Origin of the sequence: Serratia sp. X10 (assembly GCF_017811775.1) — a bacterium.
In the GTDB taxonomy this organism is placed as follows: domain Bacteria; phylum Pseudomonadota; class Gammaproteobacteria; order Enterobacterales; family Enterobacteriaceae; genus Serratia; species Serratia ureilytica.
The window spans coordinates 90,569-111,671 of the sequence record NZ_JAEIOH010000004.1 but is presented as its reverse complement, the minus strand read 5'-3'; the positions used below and the strand labels follow the sequence as shown (position 1 = coordinate 111,671).

General features: G+C 59.7%; 19 protein-coding genes. 9 read left to right on the top strand and 10 right to left on the bottom strand.

The annotated features are described in order from the left end of the window. Window positions 1–195 precede the first annotated feature (195 nt). Both yhcN (J9788_RS14815) and yhcN (J9788_RS14810) read left to right on the top strand, forming a co-directional pair. Window positions 196–459: a peroxide/acid stress response protein YhcN gene (yhcN, locus tag J9788_RS14815; protein WP_004933574.1), complete on the top strand. Its 264-nt coding sequence runs from the start codon at window positions 196–198 to the stop codon at window positions 457–459. A gap of 120 nt (window positions 460–579) precedes the next feature. Beyond that, the gene (gene yhcN / locus J9788_RS14810; RefSeq protein WP_025305042.1) at window positions 580–843 is read left to right on the top strand and encodes a peroxide/acid stress response protein YhcN; all 264 of its coding nucleotides are present in this window, start codon (window positions 580–582) and stop codon (window positions 841–843) included. Between the two features lie 197 nt (window positions 844–1,040). Here the strand turns inward: yhcN (J9788_RS14810) and mpl are convergent, their stop codons facing one another. After that, window positions 1,041–2,420 carry a UDP-N-acetylmuramate:L-alanyl-gamma-D-glutamyl-meso-diaminopimelate ligase gene (gene mpl, locus J9788_RS14805; protein ID WP_046897977.1) on the bottom strand — a complete coding sequence of 460 codons (1,380 nt, stop codon included), beginning with the start codon at window positions 2,418–2,420 and terminating at the stop codon, window positions 1,041–1,043. Between the two features lie 169 nt (window positions 2,421–2,589). Between mpl and fbp the strand changes: the two genes are divergently transcribed. Continuing rightward, window positions 2,590–3,594 (top strand): class 1 fructose-bisphosphatase, encoded by a 1,005-nt coding sequence (gene fbp, locus J9788_RS14800; RefSeq protein ID WP_004933587.1) that lies wholly within the window; start codon window positions 2,590–2,592, stop codon window positions 3,592–3,594. A 45-nt stretch (window positions 3,595–3,639) separates the two neighbouring features. On the opposite strand, the gene J9788_RS14795 is transcribed toward fbp, so the two are convergent. Then, window positions 3,640–5,193: a methyl-accepting chemotaxis protein gene (locus J9788_RS14795; protein ID WP_046897976.1), complete on the bottom strand. Its 1,554-nt coding sequence runs from the start codon at window positions 5,191–5,193 to the stop codon at window positions 3,640–3,642. 260 nt (window positions 5,194–5,453) lie between these two features. Between J9788_RS14795 and ppa the strand changes: the two genes are divergently transcribed. Continuing rightward, a complete protein-coding gene (ppa, locus tag J9788_RS14790) occupies window positions 5,454–5,984 on the top strand; it encodes an inorganic diphosphatase (protein WP_004933594.1) in 531 nt (176 codons plus the stop codon). A 53-nt stretch (window positions 5,985–6,037) separates the two neighbouring features. Here the strand turns inward: ppa and J9788_RS14785 are convergent, their stop codons facing one another. From J9788_RS14785 to J9788_RS14775, 3 genes are read right to left on the bottom strand one after another with little or no spacing between them, the layout of a single operon-like run. Then, a complete protein-coding gene (locus J9788_RS14785; protein ID WP_025159589.1) occupies window positions 6,038–6,385 on the bottom strand; it encodes a gamma-glutamylcyclotransferase in 348 nt (115 codons plus the stop codon). Between the two features lie 2 nt (window positions 6,386–6,387). After that, a complete protein-coding gene (locus J9788_RS14780; RefSeq protein WP_046897975.1) occupies window positions 6,388–10,206 on the bottom strand; it encodes a translocation/assembly module TamB domain-containing protein in 3,819 nt (1,272 codons plus the stop codon). After that, on the bottom strand, window positions 10,203–11,921 hold the full coding sequence (locus J9788_RS14775) for an autotransporter assembly complex family protein (protein WP_169539905.1): 1,719 nt from the start codon (window positions 11,919–11,921) through the stop codon (window positions 10,203–10,205). The genes J9788_RS14780 and J9788_RS14775 overlap by 4 nt, the downstream gene beginning before the upstream one ends. A gap of 304 nt (window positions 11,922–12,225) precedes the next feature. On the opposite strand from J9788_RS14775, the gene msrA reads away from it, so the two are divergent. Then, entirely contained in the window at window positions 12,226–12,864 is a 639-nt protein-coding gene (gene msrA, locus J9788_RS14770) for a peptide-methionine (S)-S-oxide reductase MsrA (RefSeq protein ID WP_089195519.1), read from the top strand. Between the two features lie 180 nt (window positions 12,865–13,044). Further along, the gene (locus tag J9788_RS14765; protein WP_046897974.1) at window positions 13,045–14,376 is read left to right on the top strand and encodes a hemolysin family protein; all 1,332 of its coding nucleotides are present in this window, start codon (window positions 13,045–13,047) and stop codon (window positions 14,374–14,376) included. Between the two features lie 69 nt (window positions 14,377–14,445). Here J9788_RS14765 and J9788_RS14760 read toward each other — a convergent pair whose 3' ends face one another. Next, window positions 14,446–14,652 carry a DUF1107 domain-containing protein gene (locus J9788_RS14760; RefSeq protein WP_033641639.1) on the bottom strand — a complete coding sequence of 69 codons (207 nt, stop codon included), beginning with the start codon at window positions 14,650–14,652 and terminating at the stop codon, window positions 14,446–14,448. A gap of 330 nt (window positions 14,653–14,982) precedes the next feature. Here J9788_RS14760 and J9788_RS14755 point away from each other — a divergent pair, with 330 nt between their 5' ends. Continuing rightward, window positions 14,983–15,540, top strand: coding sequence for a YtfJ family protein (locus J9788_RS14755; protein ID WP_046688106.1), 558 nt, complete (start codon window positions 14,983–14,985; stop codon window positions 15,538–15,540). Between the two features lies 1 nt (window position 15,541). On the opposite strand, the gene cysQ is transcribed toward J9788_RS14755, so the two are convergent. Beyond that, window positions 15,542–16,282: a 3'(2'),5'-bisphosphate nucleotidase CysQ gene (cysQ, locus tag J9788_RS14750; RefSeq protein ID WP_004933611.1), complete on the bottom strand. Its 741-nt coding sequence runs from the start codon at window positions 16,280–16,282 to the stop codon at window positions 15,542–15,544. A 255-nt stretch (window positions 16,283–16,537) separates the two neighbouring features. Here cysQ and J9788_RS14745 point away from each other — a divergent pair, with 255 nt between their 5' ends. Next, window positions 16,538–18,490, top strand: a complete 1,953-nt coding sequence (locus J9788_RS14745) for a bifunctional 2',3'-cyclic-nucleotide 2'-phosphodiesterase/3'-nucleotidase (RefSeq protein ID WP_182265162.1) — start codon at window positions 16,538–16,540, stop codon at window positions 18,488–18,490. 98 nt (window positions 18,491–18,588) lie between these two features. Here J9788_RS14745 and fklB read toward each other — a convergent pair whose 3' ends face one another. Continuing rightward, window positions 18,589–19,209, bottom strand: coding sequence for an FKBP-type peptidyl-prolyl cis-trans isomerase (gene fklB / locus J9788_RS14740; RefSeq protein ID WP_004933618.1), 621 nt, complete (start codon window positions 19,207–19,209; stop codon window positions 18,589–18,591). A gap of 267 nt (window positions 19,210–19,476) precedes the next feature. Here fklB and J9788_RS14735 point away from each other — a divergent pair, with 267 nt between their 5' ends. Continuing rightward, window positions 19,477–20,151, top strand: a complete 675-nt coding sequence (locus J9788_RS14735) for an OapA family protein (RefSeq protein ID WP_182265161.1) — start codon at window positions 19,477–19,479, stop codon at window positions 20,149–20,151. 3 nt (window positions 20,152–20,154) lie between these two features. Here J9788_RS14735 and J9788_RS14730 read toward each other — a convergent pair whose 3' ends face one another. Together J9788_RS14730 and rplI are read right to left on the bottom strand one after the other, a co-directional pair. Next, a complete protein-coding gene (locus J9788_RS14730) occupies window positions 20,155–20,508 on the bottom strand; it encodes a DUF488 domain-containing protein (RefSeq protein WP_033641634.1) in 354 nt (117 codons plus the stop codon). A 112-nt stretch (window positions 20,509–20,620) separates the two neighbouring features. Further along, the gene (rplI, locus tag J9788_RS14725; protein WP_004933629.1) at window positions 20,621–21,073 is read right to left on the bottom strand and encodes a 50S ribosomal protein L9; all 453 of its coding nucleotides are present in this window, start codon (window positions 21,071–21,073) and stop codon (window positions 20,621–20,623) included. Window positions 21,074–21,103 lie beyond the last annotated feature (30 nt).

The window sequence follows — 21,103 nt, the reverse complement described above, 5'->3', positions numbered from 1 at the left end:
AATTTAACATCAAAAGATCGTTTTATGAGCGTTTTTTATTCCTTGTAGTTATAAAAAATAAGGTTCATCGGTTTAAAGTTTCACTAGCAACTGTTAGCGAACTATTAATTTTTCGAGTTACTAGCTGTATACTCATTTCCGTGAACTAAGTCACAGTTCGTTGGAACTGATAAAAGAATACGATGAGGTGAGATGATGAAAATTAAAGCTACCGTTGCAACCCTGAGCGTTCTGTCCATGCTTTCCTTCGGCGCATTCGCAGCACAATCTGTTGATGCAACCCAGGCCGCAAAACTGCAGCCCGCCGGCGTGATCACTGTGAGCGGCGTCGCCGCGGCACCTTCCGACATTCGTCAGGCGCTGTCCGATAAAGCCGACGCCAAAGGGGCGACCGCTTACCGCGTGATCGAAGCGCGCAACGACGGCAACTTCCACGCGACCGCTGAAATCTACAAATAAGTACCGGCATTACCCGGCAACGGGCAATACATCTCTGGAATCAAACGCTGTCATAACGGCCTTCAAGAATAAAAATCGCTGCCAAGCCCTTCCAGGCTGTTATGACCAAGGATCGCTATCATGAACATGAAAACTACTCTCGCTGCACTCGGTTTGCTGTCCGTCATCTCCTTCGGCGCGTCTGCCGCCCAGTTGGTGACTAACGATCAGACCGCCAATCTGCAATCTATCGGCACCATTACCGTCAGCGGCATCGACGGCGCACCGACCGACATACGCCAGGCGCTGTCGGAGAAAGCCGACGCGAAAGGCGCGACCGCCTACCGCGTGATCGAAGCGCGTAACGAAGGCAACTATCACGCCACCGCCGAGATTTACAAATAACAACTCTGGGAACGGTTTTGCAGAGCTGATTACCCTCGTCACTGCCACTGCCGAGTTCTGACGCAAACGCCGATTTCCCAGAGACCCTCTCGTCGTCCTATCCGACGAACCCCGTTGCCCTCGCTCGCGAGGGCTTTTTTATGGGCGTAAAAAAGGCCGCGAATGCGGCCCTTAGGTTGGCTTATGCGGCTGAACGATCAGTAGGTCACCTTCGGTTCCTGCTTTTTCGCCAACGCGTTCAACAGGCGATCGTGAATGCCGCCGAAACCGCCGTTGCTCATCACCAGAATGTGGTCGCCCGGCTGTGCGGTTTTCACCACCATCTCCACCAGCGTGTCGAGATCCGCGCTCCAGTGCGCCGGCTGCACGCAGGCATCCGCCACTTCCGCAACCTGCCACGGAATGTGATGCGGCTGGAACAGGAACACTTCATCGGCGCGGCCGAGCGAAGGCGCCAGATCGTTTTTGCTGATGCCCATTTTCATGGTGTTGGATCGCGGCTCCAGCACCGCCAGAATGCGCGCCGTGCCGCCTACCTTGCCGCGCAGCGCGGCCAGGGTGGCCAGGATCGCCGTCGGGTGGTGTGCGAAGTCGTCGTAAACAGTGACGCCGTTGGCTTCGCCGCGCAGCTCCAGGCGGCGGCGGGCATTGATGAAATCGCCCAATGCGCGGCAGGCGTCCGCCGGCTGCACGCCGACGTGACGGGTCGCCGCGATGGCCATCAGGCCGTTATGCATGTTGTGCTCGCCCACCAGCGCCCAGTTCACTTCGCCAACCTGCTCGCCGTCGAGGAACACCGCGTAATGGCTAGCGTCCGGCGTCAGCTTCTGCGCGCGCCAGGTGCCCTCTTCGCCCACCAGCTCCTGCTCGCTCCAGCAGCCCATCGCCATCACCTGCTTCAGGTGGCTGTCGTTGTCCGGCAGGATGATCTTGCCTTTGCCCGGCACCAGACGCACCAGGTGGTGGAATTGTTTCTGAATGGCTTTCAGATCGTCGAAGATATCGGCGTGGTCGAACTCCAGGTTGTTCATGATCAGCGTGCGCGGGCTGTAGTGCACGAACTTGGAGCGCTTGTCGAAGAACGCGCAGTCATACTCGTCGGCCTCGATCACGAAGAACGGGCTGCCGCCGAGGCGAGCCGAGACGTCGAAGTTGCCCGGCACGCCGCCGATGACGAAGCCGGGCTGGTAGCCGCAGGCCTCGAGGATCCAGGTCGCCATGCCGGCGGTGGTGGTTTTACCGTGGGTGCCGGCGACCGCCAATACCCAGCGATCGCGCAACACGGCGTCGTGCAGCCACTGCGGACCGGAAACGTAAGGGATGCCACGCTCCAGCACCGCCTCCACGCACGGGTTGCCGCGCGTCATGGCGTTGCCGATGATCACCAGATCCGGTGCCGGATCCAGCTGGGCTGGATCATAACCCTGAATAAGATCGATCCCCTGGTTCTCCAGCAGCGTGCTCATCGGCGGATAGACGTTGGCGTCCGAACCGGTGACGTCATGCCCCAGTGAGCGCGCCAGCATCGCCAGCCCGCCCATAAAGGTGCCACAGATCCCAAGAATGTGAATGCGCATAGGTTTCTCATGTGAGTGCATCGAATGTCGGCATATTCTAACGCTCAGAATCGTCCAGAAGAAATGGATTTGCCTATGAATGGCGCGCATCTTTGGGCTACACTGCTCGCGAAAACGTTGGCGGTTTGTTAACAGGCCGCTATCCATCCGTAGATTCAGGGATTGTGTCATGAAAACGTTAGGCGAATTTATCGTCGAGAAACAGCACGACTTCTCGCACGCCACCGGCGAGCTGACCGCGTTACTTTCTGCCATTAAACTGGGCGCCAAAATCATCCACCGCGACATCAACAAGGCCGGCCTGGTTGATATTCTGGGGACCAGCGGGGTGTCCAACGTACAGGGCGAAGTTCAGATGAAACTGGACCTGTACGCGAACGAAAAACTGAAAGCGGCGTTGAAAGCGCGCGGTGAAGTTGCGGGTATCGCTTCCGAAGAAGAAGATGAAATCGTGATATTCGACGGCGAGCGTGCTGAAAATGCCAAGTATGTCGTATTGATGGATCCGTTGGACGGTTCGTCCAACATCGATGTCAACGTCTCGGTCGGTACGATTTTCTCTATCTATCGTCGCATCACGCCGGTCGGCACGCCGGTGACCGAAGAAGACTTCCTGCAGCCGGGCAGCGCCCAGGTCGCAGCGGGTTACGTGGTTTACGGGTCGTCCACCATGCTGGTGTACACCACCGGTTACGGCGTCCACGCCTTCACGTACGATCCGTCTCTGGGCGTGTTCTGTCTCTCTCACGAGAAAGTGCGCTTCCCGGCGAGCGGCAACATGTATTCCATCAACGAAGGCAACTACATCAAGTTCCCTCTCGGCGTGAAGAAATACATCAAGTACTGCCAGGAGCAGGACGAAGCGACGCAGCGCCCTTATACCTCGCGCTACATCGGTTCTCTGGTGGCGGACTTCCACCGCAACCTGCTGAAAGGCGGCATCTACATCTACCCAAGCACCGCCAGCCACCCACAAGGCAAGCTGCGCCTGCTGTACGAATGCAACCCGATGGCGTTCCTGGCCGAACAGGCCGGCGGCAAGGCCAGCGACGGCAAAAACCGCATTCTGGACATCACGCCGGTGAAACTGCACCAGCGCGCGCCATTCTTCGTCGGCACCAAGTCGATGGTGGAAGACGCAGAACGCTTCATCGCCGAAAACCCGGACGAGTAACGCGTTCTTTGCCAGGGTTCGGCGCCTTGCCGAACCCTTATTGCCTTACAGCTTGAAGGCCGCCATGCTCTGCGCCAGCAGCTGAGCCTGATCTTCCAGCGAGCGCGTCGCCGCCGCAGACTCCTCCACCAGCGCCGCATTCTGTTGCGCCACCTGATCCATCTGCGCCACCGCCAGGTTCACCTGTTCGATACCGCTGCTTTGTTCGCGCGTCGCCGCCGAGATCTCACGCATCAACGCCGTCACCCGGCCCACTTCACCGGTGATGCCGCTCATGGTCTGCGCCGCCGACTCCACCATCTGTTCGCCTTCCTGCACCCGGTTTTGCGACGCTTCGATCAGCCCTTTGATCTCTTTCGCCGACTGGGCGCTGCGCTGCGCCAGGTTGCGCACTTCACCGGCCACCACCGCGAAACCGCGGCCCTGTTCACCGGCGCGCGCCGCTTCCACCGCCGCGTTCAGCGCCAGAATATTAGTCTGGAAGGCGATACCGTCCATCACGCTGATGATATCGGCGATGCGGCGTGAACTGTCGGTGATCGCCTGCATCTTGCTCATCACCTGGCTGACCACCTCGCTGCCCTGGTTGGCGATATCGGACACGCTCAGCGCCAGCTGGTTGGCCTGTTCACAGTTCTCGGCGTTCATTTTCACCGTCGAGGTCAGTTGCTCCATGCTGGCGGCGGTCTCTTCCAGCGAGGCGGCCGATTCTTCGGTGCGCTGCGCCAAATGCAGGTTGCCGGCCGCCAGTTCGCGTGAACCGGTGTCGATCTGGCTGCTGGCGTCGCGCACTTTGCTGACCGAACTGGCCAACGCCTGCTGCATGCGCTGCATCGCGCGTATCAGGCGCCCCATTTCGGTATCGCCCTCGCCGCGGATCTCGTGGGTCAGATCGCCGCCGGCGATGTGTTCCAGCTGCGCGATGGACTCGTCCAGCGGGCGCAGAATGATCACTCGCAGCGCGAACCAGGCCAGCACCGCCAGCAGCACACTCAGCATGCCCGCCACCACGATCAGCGAGATCTTGGTGCTGGCGTTGCTTTCCGCGTCATGCACCTGTTGGGCGCCGAGCTTCATGGCGAAGCTGCGGAAATCGGTGAGATCCTTTTCAAACGCGATGCTCAATGCGGAGATGCGCGTCTCCTGGATATGGTAATACTCATCGATCTTGCCGGCCTTGATGGCGGCGGCCATCGGCTTCACGCCCTGTTCCAGATAGGCGCGATAGCTGTTTTGCAGGCGGCTGGAGAGTTCGCGGCCGCGATCGGTCACGGTGCCGACGCCGACAAAGCGCGCCATTTCCTGGTTCGACTGCTCGAGGTAGCCGTAGATGCGGCCCACGGTGGCATCGGCGACATCAGTCTGGCCGATCTCCCGTTGGCGCACCGCCAGCGAGGCGGCGGTTCGGGCGCGCAGCGTCAGGTTGGAGCTGTTGGCCAGCGAGCCCAGCTCTTCGCCGAGGATCTGATTTAAGGTATGGATCGAGCGCGATCCTTCGTTAATCGCGTTGACGCCAATAACGCTGACCATGATCAGCAGCATGGTCATCAGGCTCAGCAGGGCGATCAGCCCAGCCTTCACCGTAATCTTTTTTAGCATGAGTTCTTCCCGGCTTCAGAATAGTGAGATCAGACGTAGTAGGGGTGGCAAAACGCGGAGCCAGCTTTGCTGGCTCATTATTGTTTGTTGAAGTTATCGGCAGGCGGAGGCAAAACTTCATGCCGCGGCGGGATTAATCTGGAAATTCTCCGCGCGCAGAGACACAGGGTTTTCGACGATGAAAAGGGCAGGAAATCGCAAAAGAGTCCGCTATAATAGCCGCCACTCCATTTCTGGTTTGATGATTAAAGGAAACCGACATGAGCTTGAATCTGGTCCCAGCTGGCAAAGACCTGCCGGAAGACATCTACGTAGTAATCGAAATCCCGGCCAACGCCGATCCAATCAAATACGAAATCGACAAAGAAACCGGCGCACTGTTCGTTGACCGTTTCATGTCCACCGCGATGTTCTACCCGTGCAACTACGGCTACATCAACCACACCCTGTCTCTGGACGGTGACCCGGTTGACGTGCTGGTTCCAACCCCATACCCGCTGCAGCCGGGCTCCGTGATCCGCTGCCGTCCGGTTGGCGTGCTGAAAATGACCGACGAAGCCGGTGAAGACGCCAAGCTGGTTGCGGTGCCGCACAGCAAGCTGACCAAAGAGTACGATCACGTGAAAGACGTGAACGACCTGCCGGAACTGCTGAAAGCCCAGATCGCTCACTTCTTCGAGCACTACAAAGATCTGGAAAAAGGCAAATGGGTGAAAGTGGAAGGCTGGGCAGACGCTGCCGCAGCTAAAGCGGAAATCATCGCCTCCTTCGAACGCGCTGCCAAGAAGTAATTCCAGCCGCCGTCCGATGAAAAAACACCGCTCATTGAGCGGTGTTTTTTTTCTTACTGTTCTTCGAGACGCTTCAGCCAGTCACCGCTGGTAATTCGCGGGTAACCGTCCACGCTGTGTTTGTACAGGTAGATCCACGCACTCCCATAAGGCGTCTGAATCAGCTCGCGCTTATAGTCCTTGGTGTTGCTTTTCAGTTCGTCCAGCTCTGCCAGAATCGATGAGTTAATACGATACACCTCGCAATGTATCGTGCCCTCTCCAGGGATCGCCGCCGGGTAATGGCCCAGATTATAAATCTGATAGCCTTCGAGCTCGTGCTCGCCGAGCCATTGGGCGTTGGTCATCCAATGGCTGTTTCCCTGTTTGCGCCGTAAACTGCCGTAGACAATTATTCGCATCGCTAAAACTCAAACTGATAGAGCAAATCTAATGCCTGGTCGAGACCAGACACCGCTTCAAGATACAACTTAGGCATCAGGCGATAACGCAACGTCAGCGTGGCCAGTGAGTCGAAAATGCCCACCCCATATTTTACTTGTAAGCCTGGGAGGACATAGCCGCTCACGACAACCTGAGAATTGTCGCCAACCCCCTGAGTGTCCAGAGCCAAATTACTCACGCCGAATGCCTCGCCGATTTTACCCACAAGTTGACCACTTTGTGCAACCCCCATGCCGATTAACATCGACGTCATGGCGTTGCCGTCGGCGCCTGAGCTGTTCAAGCCCTGGCCACGCAGCAGATAAGACAGGGCTTCCTGTTGCGATTTGGCCGGATCGGAGAACACTTCCAGCTTCGGCGCATCCGCCAGGCCGGTCACGCGCACGCCGGCGGTCACGTCGTCCTCGGTGGATTCCGGGTTGCGGATTGCTTCGATATTGAGCAGCGGCTGATCCGGCGGGCCGGAGAACATCAGCTGCCCTTTACGCACGATCAAATCCTGACCATAAGCATGGAAGCGACCGGAAGGGATGTCAATCTGGCCATTGAGGCCCAGCCCTTTCTTGTCCTGCACCACTTTCAAATCGCCCTTCAAGCGGGCTTTGAGGCCGAAGGCGTCCAGCCGCACGTCGTTGCCGACGTGGATCATCAGGTTGCTGTTAATGGGGATCGACGCCGTCTTCGGTTGAATCGGCTTCAGCTGATCGTCCAGCATCACCTCGTCGGAAGAGACGCCTACCGCGCTTTCCGGCAGCTCCTGCACCGTGATGCGCGCCCAGGGAATATCGACCTTGCCGTTGAGCGAGAACAGCTGCGGCGTGGCTTCGAACACCAGATCCGGCGACACGTCGATGCGGATCATCGGTGGCACCGTCACCCGCAGCTTGTCGCCCTTGGCGGCGATGCGTGCGCGCCAGGCGTTGATGTCACGCCAGTCGGCATCGCCCGCCAGATTCAGCTGGCCGCGCGTGGTGCTGAGCAGCCCTTCCAGCGTCGAGGTCATGCCGTTGAAATTCACCGCCAGCCGCGCGTCGGTCATATCGAACGGCATCCAGTGCCCCTGCACCTTCGCCCGATCCAACGCCAGGCGGCCGAACACCAGCGGCTTCTGCGCGCTGCCGCCCAGGCGCAGGTTGGCGTTCAGCATGCCCGCCGCGCTTTCGCCCTTCATCAGCGCCGGGTTGATCAGCGCCAGCGAGATGTTGGTGATATTGACGTTGCCGCTGATGGTGCGCCGCACCTGCGGATCCACCACCTGGATGTTGCCGTCGAACTGGCCGTTGTTGGTCAGTTTGATCCGCCAGTCAGCCTGCGCGCGGCCGTTGTTCAGACCGGCGTTGAGGGTCAGCGTATCGAAGGCGATCGGCAGCGCGTTGCCCTGCACCTGCTGTACCACCTTGACGCCGTTGCCGGCCAACGTGACCTTCGCCTCCGGCAGCGCGCCGCCCGGTTTCCAGCTGACGTCGGCCCGGCCGGTGAACACGCCGCTCAGGGCGGTTTCCGGGCCGAGGAACGGCTTGATCATCGCCAGATCGAAGCGGTTGAGCACCACGCTGGCCTGGCCGCTCTGGCCGGCTTCGATGGTCTTCGGCACGCAAAGCTCGGCGTTCGGGTTCTGCCAACAGTGCGGCCCGATGCTGATTTTCTGTGCGGTGTTCAGGTAGTCCAGCGCGATGGCGCGCGTCAGGCGCCACTCCCCCACCGGCGTATCGAAGCGGGTATTGTTCAGATTGCCGCGCCAGCGCTGCTGCTGACGATCGAAGCTGCCCTGCAGCGCCAGCTGGCCGGAGACCGGCTTACCGTCGATCTTCAGCTGCAGCTGATGCTGCTTCTCGCTGCCTTTGGCGTCGAGGGTCAGCAAGCTGACTTCCAGCGCGTCCTGCTTCAGCTGCTCGACGCGTACCGCCAACTGCCCCTGGATCTGATCCGTGGAGCGCACGTCGCCGTCGATTTTCACGCGGTTGATGCGCAGCGCCTGCCACTGCAAACCGGAAGCGGTCAAATCCGCCAGCAGCTGAGGCGCCTGCAGATTGCCGCGCAGCTTCAGCAGCCCTTTGGCGGTGCCGCCCAGGCCCGGCAGCGCGCCGTCCAGACGCGGCGCGTCGATGTTGGCGTCCAGGTTCCAGCTCTTCTCGTCCAGCTGTCCTTTAACGTTCAGCTGGTTGCGCCCCAACGTCAGATCGATGCCGGGGATTTTCCACTGCCCGGCGGCGTTGCCGCTCAGCGTGCCGCGCGCCGTGACCTTGTTCTGCTTCACGTTGCCGTCAAGCTGCAGCACCGGCACCTGCAGCTGCCAGCTGCCGCCGTGCAGGCTGCCGCGCGTAGCTATCTTGCCGTCGAGTTTCGCTGGCCATTCCGGCCACTGCTTGGCGGTATTGATGCCGCTCAGCGTCAATTGCGAGTTCCAGCTGATGGCCTTGCTCCAGTCCACCAGCGCAGTGAGATCGGTATTGCCCTGCAGCGCCGCCAGGCGCAGGCGCTCCAGCTTGAACTGCTCGACGTTGCCTTTGCCGTCCAGCGTCAACACCGCTGGCGGCAGATCCTGGCCTTTCAGATTGGCGCGCGTCGACAGCGCGTAGTCGGTCGCCTTGCCGTTAAAGCGCAGGCGGAAATCGTTAACCTGGTACTGCGCCTCGCCGCTCAGCGGCCATTTGAGCTGTTTGCTCTGCAGCGTCAGCGCCAGCGGCAGGCCGGCTTCGGCCAGCCGGGTTTGCACATCGAGCTGGGCGCCGACCGGGCCGGACAGGTTCAGCGCGACCTTCAGCTCATCACGCAACCCACCGCCGATGTTCAGCTTCACTTTCTCACCCTTCAGCGGGTCGATGTTCAACGCGCTGTTGGCGGTCAGGGCCACCGGCCAATCGCCGGTCAGGGTCGCCTGTCCCTGCACCGACAGCGTGCCCTGCGGCGACTTCACGTCGAAGTTGTCCAGTTGGATATGCTGATCCTGCGTGCTGGCCTGCAGCAACAGACTCGTGATCAGCACGTCGGTATCGCCGGTCAAGCGCAGCTGTTCGCCGCTGATCTCTTTGACGGTGATATCCAGCGGCAGGCGGATGTCCGGCAGATCCGGCAACAGCGGTTTGGCGAACAGTTCCTTCAGCGTTTCGCCGAGCGGCTTCTCCTCCGGCTGCGGCGCCGGTTTCGCCGCGTCGGTAACCTGCTCACCGACCTTTTTCGCCACCTCGACCGCCGGTTGCACCGCTTCCGGCAACGGATTTTGCGGCGTTTTCGGCAAGGCGATCAGCAACGAGCCGATCTTGGTCGGCATCAGCGTCAGCGCGCGCTCTTGCCACTGCGCGCCGGTGCGGAACTCGGCCAGAGAGATGGCGGTGTCGTCGACGGTGACCTTGACGTTGTTCAGCGCCAGCAGGCGCAGGGTGATCGGATAAGGCGTACTGAGATTGGTGGTCGGCTCACTGCTCTCCTCCACCGGCGCGGAAGGCGCCATCTCTTTGGTGTTCACCGCCACGTCCACGTCCTGAGCGGTCAAGGCGTTGACGCACAGCGAGCTGCGTTTAAAGCAGGAGAGATCGAGGGACAGATGGAATTGCCCGGCGTTGACCGTCACGCCCGGCATCTGATACTTCACGCCCTTCAGCGTCAGATCGCGCCAGCCGCCGCTGACGCCGGCGATCTCCAGCCCCGGCACCCAGCGCGCCGCGCCGTTGATGACCATATGCAAACCGGTGGTGGTCCCCACCAGAAAGGCCAGCCCGCCGATCAGCAGCAGCAGAACGACCAGAAATCCGAGACAAATCTTTTTAACCAGGCTCATAGTTCAGGCCCCAAACCGATGTAGAACTGCATCCCGTGAGTGTCCTTGTCTCCCACGGGCGCGGCGATATCCAGCTTCACCGGCCCCACCGGCGACTGCCAGCGCACGCCTACGCCGGCGCCGGTCTTGAAGTTGCTCTGCTTGATATCGTTCACCGCTTCACCGGAATCGACGAACATCGCCCCCCACCATTTGCCGGTCACGTTGTATTGATACTCCAGCGAGCCGGTCAGCATCTTGGAGGCGCCGGTCAGCTTGCCGTCGTCGCCGCGCGGCGAAATGTCTTTGTACTTGTAGCCACGAATGCTGCGGTCACCGCCGGCGAAGAAGCGCAAATCCGGCGGCACCTTGTCGAAGTCGTTGGTTTCGATCCATCCCACCTGCCCGCGCGCCACGAAACGATGCTTGTCGGCCAGCGTGCGGATCCAGACGTTCTGCGCCTGCATCAGCGCAAAGTCCACGCCCGAGCCCCAGGTGGTGTCGGACACGTCGATGGAGTAGCGCTGGCTGTCGCCCCAGGTCGGCATCAGGCCGCCGCGCGAGCGGGTGCGGTTGAAGCTGACGCCGGGGTACAGCAGCATGGTGGTGTTGCTGACGTTGCCCTGGGTAAAGTTATCCCAGCGCCAGGTCAGGTTGATCGCCCGCTGCCAGCCGCTGGAGAGATCCCAGTTGCGCGAAGCCACCACTTTGGAGGTCACGGATTTAGTGTCGTTAAGGTCGACGTTCTTGAGCCCGCCCTGCAGCAGGTAATACTGCTCCAGCGGATTCTTCAGCAGCGGGATCTTATAGGTCAGATCCAGCTGCTGCTCCGGCGCCGACACGCTGGCGCTGGTTTCCAGGCTGTGGCCGCGATCGTTGAGCCAGGGCTTTTTCCAGGTGCCTTTCACCCGCGGGCCGACGTCGGTGGAGTAACCGATACCGGTTTCGATGGTATTGCGCGTACGCGGCGTTACCAGCGCGTCCAACGGCAAAATCTTGTTCTCTTTGGCATCGTTGAAATCAGGGGACACCACCACCGAGTTGAACCAGTTGGTGGCGGACAAACGGCGGTTCAGCTCGGCCAAATCCTCCGAACTGTAGTAATCCCCCTGATGAAAGGGCACCAGATTTTGCAGATAGTCTTCGCGGATTTGCGAACCGGTGAATTTCACCTTGCCGAAGCGGTAACGTTCGCCGCTGTTGAAATCGATATCCCAAAACGCCTTGTGCAGATCTTCGGCTACGCCGAGTTGGCTTTTGGTCATGTCGGCGTCGAAGTAGCCTTTGCGCAGCGCCAGGCCGGTCAGCGAGCCTTTGAAACTGTCATACTTGCCGTGGTTGAGGATCTCGCCGATGGTCGGCCGATCCTTCTTTACCAGCGCCAGGTAGTCCTCATCGGTCTTCGCGCCGCCTTCCAGCACGATGTTGGCGCCGGCGATGCGCACCGGTTCGCCCGGATTGACCTTGGCATGCAGCACCGGACGCGACATCCCCGGCCGATCGTCCAGCGTAAACTCGATGGTCGGCTGGTAATAGCCGAGCGCGCGCAGCCCCTGGCGCACCGCCTCATCCACCCGTGCGCGGAAGCGACCGTCGGTGCCGACCTCTTCAGGCGTGATCGACGACAGCCGCACCCGGACGTTTTTTTCCAACTCTCCGCTTAACCCCTCCACCTGCAGCCGCACGTTGGCCGCATAGGCTGCAGGTGCCGCAAGCAACACAGATATCAAGCACATGACCGGGTACTTTGGCACGTGTTCTCCTTATTGATTTTACTTTCCTGTTATGGTGTTCGCTCCGGGGCCAGGGCAGACTCCGCGCTATCATGACGGCAGCCCTCTTCAACCTTCTTCCGGACGCCGCCCGCCGCGCTTTGCCGCCGCGCAACAGGCGAATTCTTCACTTTTGGCGCTCAAAATACTGCGTTAAGCTTATACAAAATCCCACTTGCCGCTTATTGTGGGCAAAGACGCGGTGAGATACAACCGAACCGCCGCCATGTAGGGTCAATTCTTACTGTGACAACAGGAGTCAACCGTGGTGCCATTTTTTGATAAATCACAAACCGTCGATAAGGCAAGCGCGCTGCCTGGCCGCACCACGCCAATGCCTGTCGCAACGCTCAACGTCGTCACCGAACACTCGATGACTCAGGTGCCGGCCGGCATGGAAGTGGCGATCTTCGCCATGGGCTGTTTCTGGGGCGTTGAGCGTCTGTTCTGGCAACAGCCGGGCGTCTACAGCACCGCCGCCGGCTACAGCGGCGGCTACACGCCGAACCCGACCTACCGCGAAGTGTGCAGCGGCCAGACCGGCCACGCCGAAGTGGTGCGCGTGGTGTTCGATCCGCAGGTCGTCAGCTACAAGCAGCTGCTGCAGGTGTTCTGGGAAAATCACGATCCGGCGCAGGGCATGCGCCAGGGCGGCGACGTCGGCACGCAGTACCGCTCGGCGATTTACACGCTGAGCCCAGAGCAGCAGGCCGAGGCGGAAAGCAGCCTGCAACGCTTCCAGCAGGCGATGGCGGCGGCGGGCGACAAGCGCGTCATCACCACCGAGATCGCGCCGGCGCTGCCGTTCTATTATGCGGAAGACGATCACCAGCAGTACCTGTTCAAAAACCCGGAGGGCTACTGCGGGCTGGGCGGCATCGGCGTTTGCCTGCCGCCGCAGGGCTGATCCGATGCCGGCCGGCGGCACTTTTTTAACCGCTGGCGGCCCCTGTGGGGCAACTGCTATACTGTGCGGGCCGCTTCTGCGGCCCGATAGCTTCCCTTCTGGTTGTTATCGCTGCTTTTTTTACTATGTACTACCCTTCCTCAAGAGCGCCGGCATCCCGTCGGCACGTATGGATAGATTATGTTAAACAGTATTTTACTGATTCTTTTTCTGATCGCGGTGAGTGCGTTTTTCTCACTGTCGGAAATCTCTCTGGCCGCCTCGCGCAAGATCAAACTGAAACTGATGGCGGACGAAGGCAACGTCAACGCCGCCAGAGTGCTTAAACTGCAAGAAACCCCGGGCATCTTCTTCACCGTGGTGCAGATCGGCCTGAACGCCGTGGCCATCCTCGGCGGTATCGTCGGCGACGCGGCTTTCTCGCCTTACTTCAAAGTGTTATTCGACCGTTTCCTCTCGCCCGAGCTGGCGGAACAGGTCAGCTTCATCTGCTCCTTCGTGCTGGTGACCAGCCTGTTTATCCTGTTCGCCGATTTGACCCCGAAGCGCATCGGTATGATTGCACCAGAGACGGTCGCCGTCCGGATCATCAACCCGATGCGTTTCTCCATCATGATCTTCCGCCCGCTGGTGTGGTTCTTCAACGGCATGGCCAACCTGATCTTCCGCATGTTCAAGCTGCCGATGGTGCGTAAAGACGACATCACCTCCGATGACATCTACGCGGTGGTGGAAGCCGGTGCCCTGGCGGGCGTGCTGCGCAAGCAGGAGCACGAGCTGATTGAAAACGTGTTCGAACTGGAATCGCGCACCGTGCCGTCTTCGATGACCTCGCGCGAAAGCGTGGTGTACTTCGATCTGCGCGAAAGTGAAGAGAGCATCAAGGAGAAGGTCTCGACCCATCCGCACTCCAAGTTCCTGGTATGCGACGGCCATATCGATCAGGTGGTGGGTTATGTCGATTCCAAAGACCTGCTGAACCGCGTGCTGGGCAACCAAAGCCTGGTGCTGAGCAGCGGCGTGCAGATCCGCTCGGCGCTGATCGTGCCGGACACGTTGACGCTGTCCGAAGCGCTGGAAAGCTTCAAAACCGCCGGCGAAGACTTCGCGGTGATCCTCAATGAATATGCGTTGGTGGTGGGCATCATCACCCTTAACGACGTGATGACCACGCTGATGGGCGATCTGGTCGGCCAGGGCCAGGAAGAGCAGATCGTGGCGCGCGACGAAAGCTCATGGCTGATTGAAGGCGGCACGCCGATCGACGACGTGATGCGCGTGCTGGATATCGACGAGTTCCCGCAGGCGGGCAACTACGAAACCATTGGCGGCTTTATGATGTACATGCTGCGCAAGATCCCGAAACGCACCGACTTCGTCAAATACGCCGGCTACAAGTTCGAAGTGGTGGATATCGACAGCTACAAGATAGATCAGCTGCTGGTCACCCGGCTGAGCGACAAACCGGCGGCGGTGCTGCCGAAAGCGCCGGACGACACGCCTGCGGCCTGACGGCGCGAAGGACAAAAACATCAGCGGCCCCATCGGGGCCGCATTTTTTTACCGCTGTCAGCGCCGTGTTCAGCCGACCTCGGCCTGCAGCAGCAGCACCTGGCGGTTCACTTCGGACATCACGCTGAAATGGCGCTTATCGCGAATCTTCGGCGGCAGGATTTTCCCCTCGTCGAATTCAAATGCGCCCACGTCCTTGATATACAGCCTTCCGCGAAACAGGGTCTTAACGTACTTCGCCACTTTCAAAGGGTTATAACGCTGGAAGATTCTCATTCTTTTACGCTCCTCCCGTTGATCCATGCGCTCAGCGAGCCGCCAAAGGTGGCAGCCTCGAAATTCAGAACGCAACTTGATTGCATGTAGTAGACCCAGTAAAGACCAGATCGTTCACTTCCGCCCGGTGATCTGCACTGGATTTACACTTTTTGACAGAATTGTATATGATGATTTATAACGTTTTCAGGATATCCCTTCAAAATCTGATGATTAGCGAACCAAGGGAAAAACTGCGATCCGGTTAACAGGACAGACCTCTTATCACATCCTATGCTTTAGGCTGTCGAAGTGCTGTCGCACAAATTCCCCCATTTACAAGGAGAAAGCATGAAAACAAGTCGCATGCTGATGGTATCCCTGCTGCTCGCCCCGCTTTTCGCTTCCGCGCACAACTTCCAGCTCCAGCAGCGCGTGGCGCCGGTTGGCGTCAGCGATAAAGGAGAGCTCAATTACGCTGACGGTAATTTTAGCTACCAGAATTGGAACAGCGCGCAGCTCAGTGGAAAAGTGCGGGTGATACAGCACATTGCCGGCCGCAGCTCCTCCAAAGACATGAACGACCCACTGATTGAAGCGATTAAGAAGGCGAAGCTACCACACGATCGTTACCAAACGACGACAATCGTCAACACCGACGATGCCCTGATGGGCACCGCCATGTTCGTGCGCAGCAGCATCGAAGACAGCAAGAAAGAGTTCCCGTGGTCGCAGTTTATCGTCGACAGCGACGGCAACGTACGCAAAGCCTGGGATCTGCAGCCGAAAGGTTCCGCTATCGTGGTGCTGGATAAGCAAGGGCGCATTCAGTTCGCCAAAGACGGCGCGCTGACGCCGGAAGAGGTGCAGCAGGTGATGTCCAAGCTGCACCAGCTGTTGGCGAACTGATTCAGAACAGCGAAACCCGGAAGCCGGGGTTGAGGAAAGATTCACGCGGGGTGTAAAGCAACGGCTTGCCCTGCCAATCGTGAATTTGCGCCCCGGCGGCCACCGCCACCGCATGTCCTGCGGCGGTATCCCAAATATTGGTTGGCCCGAAGCGCGGATAGAGCTGCGCCTTGCCTTCCGCCACCAGGCAGAACTTCAGCGAGGAACCGACGGACACGGTCTGGTGCTCGCCCAGCTGCTGCAAATAGTCTTTCAATTCGTCGTCGATATGCGAGCGGCTCACCACCACCAGCGGCGGATGCGCGTTGCTGACGCCGATCGCCTGCCGCACGCCCTTCTCTTCTTTCCAGGCCTTGCCGCGCTCCGCCAGATACAACACGTCGATCGCCGGGGCGTACACCACGCCCATCACCGCCTGCCCGTCTTCAATCAGGGCGATATTGACCGTGAACTCGCCATTGCGATGCAAGAACTCTTTGGTGCCGTCCAGCGGATCGACCAGCCAGTAGCGCGTCCAGCTGCGGCGCTCTTCCCACGCCGGCGGATCCTCTTCCGACAGCAGCGGCACCTCCGGCGTCAGGGCCGCCAGGCCGCGCTTGATGATGTGATGCGCCGCCAGATCGGCCGCCGTCACCGGTGAGTCATCTTTTTTCTGTGCGACATCAAGCGGTTGTTCACCGTCGTACACCGCCATGATCGCCGCCCCCGCCTCGCGGGACAGTTGGCAAATTCGCTCTAACATCATGCACCTCAACTCTGCATCTCCGTGGGAAATTTCCCTCTGTCTCTGCTAGCAGACTAGTTTTTTTTACGCCGAATATCCATCTCAACCGGCTAAGCCACGGGAATTCCTCAGATCCTGTTGGGCACAACTGTGAACTTCCCCGCGTTACCCGCCGCCGTTTTCTGCCACACTTCACAGTTTACTGTGGCAAGCAGTGTTAATTACATTTCCCTCTGCGATAACACTCGAATAATGGAATGGAGAGAACCCCAAATGATGAAGCATCCACTGACGCTGTCCGCGCTTGCGCTGCTGGTATGCGCCTCGGCGCAGGCGGCCACCGTCGATCTGCGCGTGCTGGAAACCACCGATCTGCACAGCAACATGATGGACTTCGATTACTACAAGGACACGCCGACCGACAAGTTCGGCCTGGTGCGCACCGCCAGCCTGATCCAACAGGCGCGCCAGCAGGCCGCCAACGCGGTGTTGGTGGATAACGGCGACATCATTCAGGGCAGCCCGCTCGGCGATTACATGGCGGCCAAGGGGCTGAAACCGGGCGACGTGCACCCGGTCTATAAGGCGATGAACACGCTGGACTACGTCGTCGGCAACATCGGCAACCACGAGTTCAACTATGGGCTGGACTACCTGAAGAACGCTATCGCGGGCGCCAAATTCCCGTATATCAACGCCAACGTCATCGACGCCAAAACGCAAAAACCGCTGTTCACGCCGTACATCATCGTCGATACGCCGGTGAAAGATCGCGACGGCAAGGCGCATACGCTGCGCATCGGCTACATCGGCTTCGTGCCGCCACAGATCCTGGTGTGGGACAAGGCCAACCTGCAGGGCAAAGTGACGGTGGACGACATCACCGCCACCGCCAAGCGCTACGTGCCGCAGATGCGTAAAGAGGGCGCCGATCTGGTGGTGGCGATCCCGCATTCCGGGCTGTCCAGCGAGCCTTACAAGGCGATGGCGGAAAACTCGGTCTATTACCTCAGCCAGGTGCCGGGCATCGACGCCATCATGTTCGGCCACGCCCATGCGGTGTTCCCGAGCAAGGACTTTGCCAACATCAAAGGCGCGGATATAGACAAAGGCCTGCTGAACGGCGTGCCGGCGGTGATGCCGGGCCAATGGGGCGATCATCTCGGCGTGGTCGATCTGCAGCTCAACAACGATGGCGGCAGTTGGAAAGTGACCGCCGCCAAAGCGGAAGCGCGGCCGATCTACGACAAAGAGAACAAGAAATCGCTGGCGGCGGAAGATGCCGCGCTGGTGAAGGTGTTGGCGGACGATCACAAAGGCACGCGCGAGTTCGTCAGCCAGCCGATCGGTAAATCCGACGGCAACATGTACAGCTACCTGGCGCTGGTGCAGGACGATCCGACGGTGCAGATCGTCAACAATGCGCAGAAGGCCTACGTCGAACATTACATCCAGGGCGACCCGGACCTGGCCGATCTGCCGGTGCTGTCGGCGGCGGCCCCGTTCAAGGTCGGCGGCCGCAAGAACGACCCCGCCAGCTTCGTCGAAGTGGAAAAAGGCCAGCTCACCTTCCGCAACGCCGCCGATCTCTATCTCTATCCCAATACGCTGGTGGTGGTGAAGGCCAGCGGCAAAGAGGTGAAAGAGTGGCTGGAGTGCTCCGCCGGCCAGTTCAACCAAATCGACGTCAACAGCGCCAAGCCGCAGGGCTTGATCAACTGGGACGGCTTCCGCACCTACAACTTCGACGTGATCGACGGCGTCAACTACCAGATCGACGTCAGTCAGCCGGCGCGCTACGACGGCGAATGCCAGCTGATCAACGCTAAGGCGGAGCGCATCAAGCAGCTGACCTTCAACGGCAAGCCGATCGATCCGAACGCCACCTTCCTGGTCGCCACCAACAACTATCGCGCCTACGGCGGCAAGTTTGCCGGCACCGGCGACAAACATATCGCCTTCGCTTCGCCGGATGAAAACCGCTCGGTGCTGGCGGCCTACATCAGCGCCGAAACCCAGCGGCATGGCGCGGTGCGCCCGCAGGCGGACAACAATTGGCGTTTGGCTAACTTCAGCAGCACGCAGCCGCTGGATATCCGCTTCGAGACCTCGCCTTCGGACAAAGCGACGAAGTTTATCAAAGAGCACGCCCAATACCCGATGAGCGCCGCAGGCAGCGACAGCATCGGCTTCGCGGTTTATCGCATCGATTTAAGCGGTAAGTAACACGGTTTATGGCCGGCTCGCCCGGCCATTCATCGCCCGTCTGCGCGGCGCATAAAATAAGGGCGCCACGAAGGCGCCCAGAGTAATCCTCTGTGGGATTACAGGATTTCCAGCAGCTCGACGTCGAACACCAGCGCGCTGAACGGCGGGATGGACGCGCCTGCGCCACGCTCGCCGTAGGCCAGGTTGTGCGGGATATACAGCTGCCATTTGGAACCGACCGGCATCAGGGTCAGCGCTTCGATCCAGCCTGGGATCACGCCGCTGACCGGGAATTCTGCCGGCTGGCCGCGTTCAACCGAGCTGTCGAACACGTCGCCGTTGATCAGACGGCCGGTGTAGTGCACACGCACGCGATCCTGACGGGACGGGATTGGGCCATTGCCCTGCTCCAGTACGGAGAACTGCAGGCCAGACTCGGTCAGCGTCACGTCGTCGCGCTTGGCGTTGTCGTCCAGGAACTTCTGGCCTTCAACGGCCATCGCCTGCTGGCGCTCGCGGCGCACCGCATCCGCACGCTCGTGGATTTCACGCAGCGCACGGTGCACCACGTCTACCGGAACCGCCGGGGCATTCCCTTCCAGCGCGTCGCGCAGACCCGCCAGCAAAGCTTCCGGTTGCAAACCTTCCAGCCCGGACTCTTGCAGCTGCTGGCCGACCTGTAAACCAATCCCGTAACTTGCTTGCGCTTCAACGCTGTCAAAAGAAGGGGTTGTCATGGGGTTTTCCTTAAGTCTGTAAAAAGTCGAAAGCGCAGCATAACAGCGCGTCAATGCCGGGTAAAATCTTGTGTGGAGAATGATGACTTTTGTCGTAGAAAAAGAAACAATAACCTTCTGTTAACGCCCGCAGCCGCAAACCCCGGCCCTGCTGCTCAGCCGCCTTTCACTTCAATCAGTTAGCGGACTATACTGAAAGCAGGATATCGGGCAGGCGACGCGCTTGCCGCGCCGCGCTTATTATTACGCCGTCGAAGAGAGGTCACCATGGGCAGAATCGCGCCCAGGAGAAGGAAAACCACCCGCATCTACCAGCCGCTGCTGCGCACCTGGCTGAACATCAGCCAGCGCCTGAAACCCGGCGCCGCCCCCACGCAGGAAGACGCGGAGTCGCCATCGGAACCGTCGTCGGCCAACGACAAGATGCAGCGGGTCAAAGCGCTGCTGACCAAAGTCTGGCATCTGCCGGACGGCTTCCATTGGATGGAACCACTGCCCTACTTTCACCGCCGCTGGGTGCTGATCTTCGGCATCATTCTGCTGCTGGCGTTGCTGTGGCCCTACTCGCCCGAAAGACAGCCGTTCCCGGTCTCTCAGCAGGAAACCAGCGTGCCGCTGCAGGCTGAGCTGCAAAACGGCGGTGGCGCCGCCACGCCGGCCAACGAACCGACGCCGGCGGGCAACTGGCAGCGTTATCAGATCCAGCCCGGCCAGACGCTGGCCCAGCTGTTTCGCGACAACAATCTGCCGGTGAATGAGGTGTTCGCCATGGCGCAGGTGGAAGGCGGCGACAAGCCGCTGAGCAACATGAAAGCCGGTCAGGAAGTGCGCATCGAACGCGACGCCAACGGCGTGATTAACGCGCTGTCGGTCACCACCGTGGACAACAGCCAGGCGCTGTTCCGCCGCCAGGCCGACGGCAGCTACCGCCGGGAACGTTAATCGCTAAAGCTGCGCCAGCAGAAACTCGCGCAGCACCACGCCCTGGTTGTGCGCGGTATCTTTGCTGCCATACAGCAGCGTCAGCGCCTCCCCCTGCCGCAACAGCGCCACCAGCGGCTGCCAGGCGTCGTTGGCCGCCAGCTGTTGGCGGTAACGCGCCTCGAAGGCTTCCCACTGGTCGGTATGCTGATGGAACCACTTGCGCAGCTCATCATCCGGCGCCACCTGTTTCAACCACTGCACGCCCGCCAGCCTCTCCTTGCTGATGCCGCGCGGCCATAGCCTGTCTATCAGATAGCAATGCGCCGGCGCCGGCGCGCTGAAGTCGTAAACCCGCTGTAGCGTAATCGTTGCCATCGCACGCTCTCCCTTTTCATCCCGTCTTCAAGCGTAGCGCGTTTTGCCGGGCGCAGAAAAGCAAAACGCCAGCGCGAGGCTGGCGTTTTAACCGGGTTAACAGCAGCGTAAATTACGCTTCTGCAACCACAACTACATTCAGCTGTGCGAACACGTCGCTGTGTACCTGGAAGTGCACTTCGTGCTCACCAGTGGTACGCAGAACGCCGTTCGGCAGACGAACTTCGCTCTTGGCAACTTCAACGCCTGCCGCAGTCACTGCGTCAGCGATGTCGCGGGTGCCGATAGAGCCGAACAGTTTACCTTCGTCGCCAGATTTGGAAGCGATGGTCACTGAACCCAGTTCGTTGATCTTGGTTGCGCGAGCTTCAGCAGCAGCCAGAACGTCAGCCAGTTTGGCTTCCAGTTCAGCGCGGCGTGCTTCGAAGAACTCAACGTTTTTCTTGGTAGCAGGAACAGCTTTGCCCTGTGGTACCAGGAAGTTACGAGCGTAGCCCGCTTTAACGTTAACTTGATCACCCAGGCTGCCCAGGTTTGCTACTTTATCAAGCAGAATAACTTGCATTACCTTATCCTCTCAAAGTCGTTAATGGAC